At 24.8% G+C, this 5,775-nt stretch carries 5 protein-coding genes; 3 read left to right on the top strand and 2 right to left on the bottom strand.

The annotated features are described in order from the left end of the window. Window positions 1-331: 331 nt before the first annotated feature. Both MBFIL_RS02025 and MBFIL_RS02030 read left to right on the top strand, forming a co-directional pair. Window positions 332-1,963 carry a CARDB domain-containing protein gene (locus MBFIL_RS02025; RefSeq protein ID WP_066971008.1) on the top strand — a complete coding sequence of 544 codons (1,632 nt, stop codon included), beginning with the start codon at window positions 332-334 and terminating at the stop codon, window positions 1,961-1,963. Window positions 1,964-2,304: 341 nt separating this feature from the next. Further along, window positions 2,305-2,628, top strand: coding sequence for a hypothetical protein (locus MBFIL_RS02030; protein ID WP_066971010.1), 324 nt, complete (start codon window positions 2,305-2,307; stop codon window positions 2,626-2,628). A gap of 213 nt (window positions 2,629-2,841) precedes the next feature. On the opposite strand, the gene MBFIL_RS02035 is transcribed toward MBFIL_RS02030, so the two are convergent. Beyond that, window positions 2,842-3,063, bottom strand: a complete 222-nt coding sequence (locus MBFIL_RS02035) for a TRAM domain-containing protein (protein WP_066971012.1) — start codon at window positions 3,061-3,063, stop codon at window positions 2,842-2,844. 457 nt (window positions 3,064-3,520) lie between these two features. Here MBFIL_RS02035 and MBFIL_RS02040 point away from each other — a divergent pair, with 457 nt between their 5' ends. Next, window positions 3,521-4,621 (top strand): UPF0104 family protein, encoded by a 1,101-nt coding sequence (locus tag MBFIL_RS02040; protein ID WP_066971014.1) that lies wholly within the window; start codon window positions 3,521-3,523, stop codon window positions 4,619-4,621. A 113-nt stretch (window positions 4,622-4,734) separates the two neighbouring features. Here MBFIL_RS02040 and MBFIL_RS02045 read toward each other — a convergent pair whose 3' ends face one another. After that, the gene (locus MBFIL_RS02045; protein WP_157078619.1) at window positions 4,735-5,292 is read right to left on the bottom strand and encodes a hypothetical protein; all 558 of its coding nucleotides are present in this window, start codon (window positions 5,290-5,292) and stop codon (window positions 4,735-4,737) included. Window positions 5,293-5,775 lie beyond the last annotated feature (483 nt).

Here is a 5,775-nt window from a genome sequence, read left to right on the forward strand (position 1 = left end):
CCTCAATAAAAAAACAAATATGATTATCTGGAATAAAGTCCCTCAAATTCAAAGGAAGTAAAAACACCTGACCAATACTATCTTCATGCAAAACCATAAACACCAACTCAACAAAAACTAAAAAACATTAATACTATATTACACCCCATAATATTTAAAACTAAGCATAACTAAAAAGAATCAAAAAATAATTATTGCACAGCCAAATAAGTATGGAAAAAACTATTACATAGTAATCCAGTTTATCAATTGATAAATGCATATAAAAATTTTAATTATTATTATATACTAAAAAATTGAGGTGTTTAAAATTTTTAGTAATGGAAATAATATGAAAAAAGTTTCTATTTCTATTTTAATGATTTTAATAGTTATTTTAGCTGTTAGTATGGTTGGAACTGTAAGTGCAACCAATACAACAATTACTAGTACAACAAATGGTGGTTTAATAACAGCTATTAAGAATAGTAGTGCAAATGAAATCATTTATCTGGAAAATGGGGTATATAAAGGAAAGAATAATACTGGAATAATAATTAATAAAAATCTTACAATACAAGGTAATGGAAATAATGTGGTACTTAATGGAGAAGGAAAAAACAGTATTTTTAACATTACAAAGAAGGTTTCAGTAAAATTAATAAACTTAAAACTGATAAATGCCCATAGTATGAATTATGGTGCAGTTATTAATAATAAGGGTTCTCTTAGTGTGAGTGGATGTAATTTCACAAATAATCATGTCTCTAATGATGATGATGGGGTTATGGGTGGTGCTATTTCTAATACTGGTTCTCTTAATGTTAGGAGTTGTAATTTCACAAATAATAAAGCTGAGTGGGGTGGTGCTATTTATAATGAGGGTTCTCTTAGTTTAAGTAATTCTAATTTCACAAGTAATAAAGCAAACTATGGTGGTGGTGCTATTCATAATAGTGATAATTCTGGTTCTCTTAGTGTTAGGAGTTGTAATTTCACAAATAATAAAGCTGAGTATGGTGGTGCTATTTGTAATTCTGGTTCTCTTAGTGTTAGGAGTTGTAATTTCACAAATAATAAAGTTTTTCCTCAAAATTCTGGTATTCCTGCTTATGGTGGTGCTATTCATAATCTTGGTTCTTTTAGTGTGATTAATTGTAATTTTAGAAATAATACGGCAATTCTTGGTGGTGGTGCTATTCATAATAGTGATAATTCTGGTTCTGTCATTGTGAAAGGTTGTAAATTCATAAATAATAAAGCTGAGTGGGGTGGTGCTATTGCTAATACTTATGATGAGGGTTCTCTTATTGTGAGGAGTTGTAATTTCATAAATAATAAAGCTGAGACTAATGGTGGTGCTATTGATAACCATAGAAATGGTTCTCTTAGTCTAAGTAATTCTAATTTCACAAGTAATAAAGCAAACTATGGTGGTGCTATTTCTAATTGGAATTTTGGTTCTGTTAGTGTGAAGGGTTGTAGATTCATAAATAATAAAGCAAAACATACTGGTGGTGCTATTTCGAATATGGATGGTGTATGGTCTGAAATACGTACACTTAAATTGAATAATCTTGTTTTTAAATATAACATTGCAGGTAAAGTTTATAATGCTATAGATAGTTATAAAGGAAAAGTTTCTAAAATTAAGATTTCAATTACTCCTAAAGATGGAATAACTGTGAAAAAACCTGATCTTAAGATAACTAAGATTACTAAGGTTACTAAGAACAGCAACTCTAGATATGTTTATCTTAGAAATAATGGTGGAAAAATAGCTGGTAAAAGTTATCTTGGTGTTTATGATGCTAAAACAAAGATAAAATCAGTAAAAATTAGTTCTATCAAAGTAGGGGAAACTTTAAGAGTTAAAGTTTCAATACCTGCAAAATACAAAAGTAAAATAAAAACATTTAAGGTAGATATTAAAAATACTCTTAAAGAGATTTACGAAGATAATAATTCTTATAAAGCTAAATAGCTATTTTATAAGAATTTTTATTCTTTTTATATTTTTACTTTTTCTATTGTCTCTCTTTTAGACAATTTATTATGTGTTCATGAAATTCTTTGTGTCAAAATCATGCCTCCTGAAAAAATACATTATTACTAAAATCATTATTCATCATAATTTAAATGTGAAAGTTACTTGGAATAACATTACCTAACTCACTTAAAAGATTATAACGAACTGATTTAGGACTATAAATGAGAAAATAGTTTGCTGAGAGAAGATGGGGTGAAAGAAAATCATGATAGAAAATAATATATGGTAAATTAGATATATTAAAAAAATAATTAACAATTAATTATGTGAAATTCATGTTTAAAAAAGAAATAATCAATATATTAAAAGAAGAAAAACTTGAAATTAATAATGCTTATGATAATAAAATATTAATTACCTCAATAGCTAATGTTAATAAAGATTTGTTTAAATTAGTGAATAATGAGGAAATAGCTATTAAAATAGAGAAACATAAGACTGAAATATATGAAGTATACTACACTTCACGCTTTGTATATAAAAACAAGCTATCTGATCCCGAAACACTAAAAAAACTCAAGGACTACACAATAGCTATTATAGATTTAATTATTCGTAGTGTCAATTATTTTAGTGATAATTTTGATTTTAAATTTTGAAAAAACAGTTAAGGTAGTGCTTTATTTAGCTATTAAATTGAGAAAATTAATTAAAAATAAAATAGTTATTAATAAATAACTTAAATATTATTTATAATAATTATAAATAACATATAGCTATAATTTATTAATTAAAATTTATAAGTAGAATAAATCTACTTTAAAATATTGAATTAAAAGTATTATATTAAAATAGAATGAATAGATATAAATCTATTCTACTACTTCACCAAAAGCGAATTTTCGGCGAGTTGCATTGATTTTAACAGTAACTTCTTGTCCAACTTCAGCACCAGGAATGAAGATAACGAATCCGTCTATACGAGCGATTCCGTCTCCGCTTTTTCCTTGATCTTCAATTTTAACATCATATTCAGATCCAACGTCAACTGGGCATGAGTACTCTTCTTGTCTATTATAACTGTCTTCGAACATTATATCACACGTTTTTTAGTTAAGAACTTAAATTCTTAACTTATATATAATGCAAAAATGTATAATAACATAAAAATATTTCATAAAATCAATCAAAAATAGAAAATATTAATCAAATTATAAACAATAATCAAAATAGTAATAATGATCAACAATTGTAGAAATAAGCTTAATTTTAATAATCTATGGATATTTAATCAATTAAGAAAAAACCTATGATATGTATTTTATTTATGCATCATTATATTTTTAGTTTCTTAACCTATATAAAGGTATCTATATTAAATATATTAAAATTAGATTAAATTAGAATTTTTAAACTTAAGTATAAATGGCAGTATAAACATAATAATTTTTATTAATATTAAATTGGTATATTATAAATTGTAATTACTTTTAGGTTAAATATGTACTATAATTAATTAAAAATTTATTTTATTTGTTTTGAAGTGATAACTTGAAGTATAAATCTTTAATTTTTCTACTTATTGGCATTGCAATAATGGGTGTCATGATTTATTTTATTGGAATTGATAAAATAGTTGATGCTTTAAAATTAGCTAATTTTTGGTATATTATATTGGCTATTGTTGTTCAAATTATTACTTACTTCTTATTTGCACTAAGGTGGAATATTATCAATAAAACTGCTAATATATCTGTCTCTCTTAAAAAATTAGTCTTAATAACTTTAACTGGGCTAGGTGTAAATAACATAACTCCAAGTGGTCGTGGTGGTGGTGAACCAGTAAGAGCTTATATTTTATCTAAGGATACAAATGAGCCTTTTGAATCAACATTTGCAACAGTTGTAGCCGATAGATCATTAGATACAATTCCATTTCTAATTCTAGCTATTTTGACTATTGTACTCATGATAATGAATTTTTCACTTAATACATGGATCATTGTTCTTTTAATTGCTTCTGTAATTATTATAACATTGGCATCTGTAATCTTAATTTACATGTCAATTAATCAGGCAATTGCTGAGAAGGTAATGGTATTTATACTTAAAATAGTCAGATTTTTTTATAAAAAAGACCCAGAAATTTTAGAAAAAAGAATCATGGATGCTATTTCAGGTTTTCAAGGCACAATGAGAGTAATGTTAAAAGATAAAAATGTTCTCTATAAAGCTCTACCTATTTCATTATTATTATGGCTTAGTGAAATCTTTAGAGTTTATTTAGTCTTTTTAGCTTTTGGATCCTCTGTATCTCCACTTGTAATAGCTGAAGTATTTATAATATCCTGTTTAGTAGGTATGATTCCACTTTTACCTGGAGGATTAGGTGCAGTAGATGGATTAATGATTCTGCTTTTTTCATCTGCAGGAATATCTCCTTCAATAAGCGCAGCAGCAACAGTAATTGAAAGATTAATTTCGTTTTGGATGACAACAATTGTAGGACTTATTATTCTTTCTTACTATGGATATTCAGTATCTGAAAAGATTCAAATTTCGAATAAAGGAGAAGAAGAGGTTTTAGATGAATTTGCTCATCATTCAGAGGATATTAAAGAATTGTTTGATGATAAAAATAACGAAAAATAGCTATTATTAAATATATATTTAAATATATTATTAATTAAATATCTTTTTTTTAAATATCTATTTCAATTAATTGAATATTAAAAAAGTTCAAAAATAAGTAAAAAACTTTGGATTTAAGCAAAATTTGGTACTGAGTCAGGATTTCTAGAATTTGATGATTCAGTAGATTTTTCATTTACATGAGATGTGTTTTTAGGTAGATCATCTGAAGATTTATTACTTTCATAGCTTTTATTGTCACTAGAATCTTGGTGTTGATTAGTATAATTATAATTTGAATTATATTCTGAAACAACAGCATTGTACGTATCTTTATCCTTTAGAAATTCTTCATAAGTCATAAAATTAGATGTTTGACCTTTAGATTTTGCAAGTTCTAAATATTTTTTATAGTAATTATATGGTGAATTGTAAGTTTGTTTTTTTGCTGTACTAATTTTTTTACTTTTAATACCAGTGTATGTAAGTAATGTATCAATTGTCTTTGTTAGAATATTATCTGTTGCATTACTCTCATTAATTGTAGTATCATTTGTTAGAGGATTTGTTCCTTTCATAATATTTAAGCTAGTGCTTATTTCAACCCCCGCAACAACTATAACTATTATGCTTATAATTATTAAAATTGTCCCTAATGTCTTGTTATTCATCTTATCAACCTTTGTGTTCACATGTTACACATAGTTTCTTATAATATGATATATTATCATATATTATCTTTATTTTTATTATTATTTAGTAATATTATTGTAATGCCTTTTATTTCATTACAATACTTTTTATTTCTTTTAAGATACATGAAAATAATTTTTTGATATTTTTATATACAAATTATATTAACATGTTAAATACTTAAGATATAATATGTATATGAAACTATATAAACTAACATGTTGGTAAATATAAATATATTACATTATTTTATATGTTATTGTTCATGAAATATAAATTTAACACAATTTAACACTGATTTCGAAAAAATAAAAAATTTTTTTAAAATCCTTTTTGAAGCCATAATTTAACACTGTAGGCTGTGCAACGATTATTTTTTGTAAAAATAGATATCTAATTAAAATAAATTAAAATATTTGTAAGTCATTAATACATATTTTTTATAAAAAATAAATGTTTAAAATAGTTATAATTAATAAATA

The sequence above is a fragment of the Methanobrevibacter filiformis genome (assembly GCF_001639265.1).
Taxonomy (GTDB): Archaea; Methanobacteriota; Methanobacteria; order Methanobacteriales; family Methanobacteriaceae; genus Methanacia; species Methanacia filiformis.

What these genes read in the sequence shown, in the direction of transcription:
- MBFIL_RS02035 (WP_066971012.1), bottom strand. Translation starts at nt 3,063, where the DNA reads ATGTTCGAAGACAGTTATAATAGACAAGAAGAGTACTCATGCCCAGTT.
- MBFIL_RS02025 (WP_066971008.1), top strand. Translation starts at nt 332, where the DNA reads ATGAAAAAAGTTTCTATTTCTATTTTAATGATTTTAATAGTTATTTTA.
- MBFIL_RS02030 (WP_066971010.1), top strand. Translation starts at nt 2,305, where the DNA reads ATGTTTAAAAAAGAAATAATCAATATATTAAAAGAAGAAAAACTTGAA.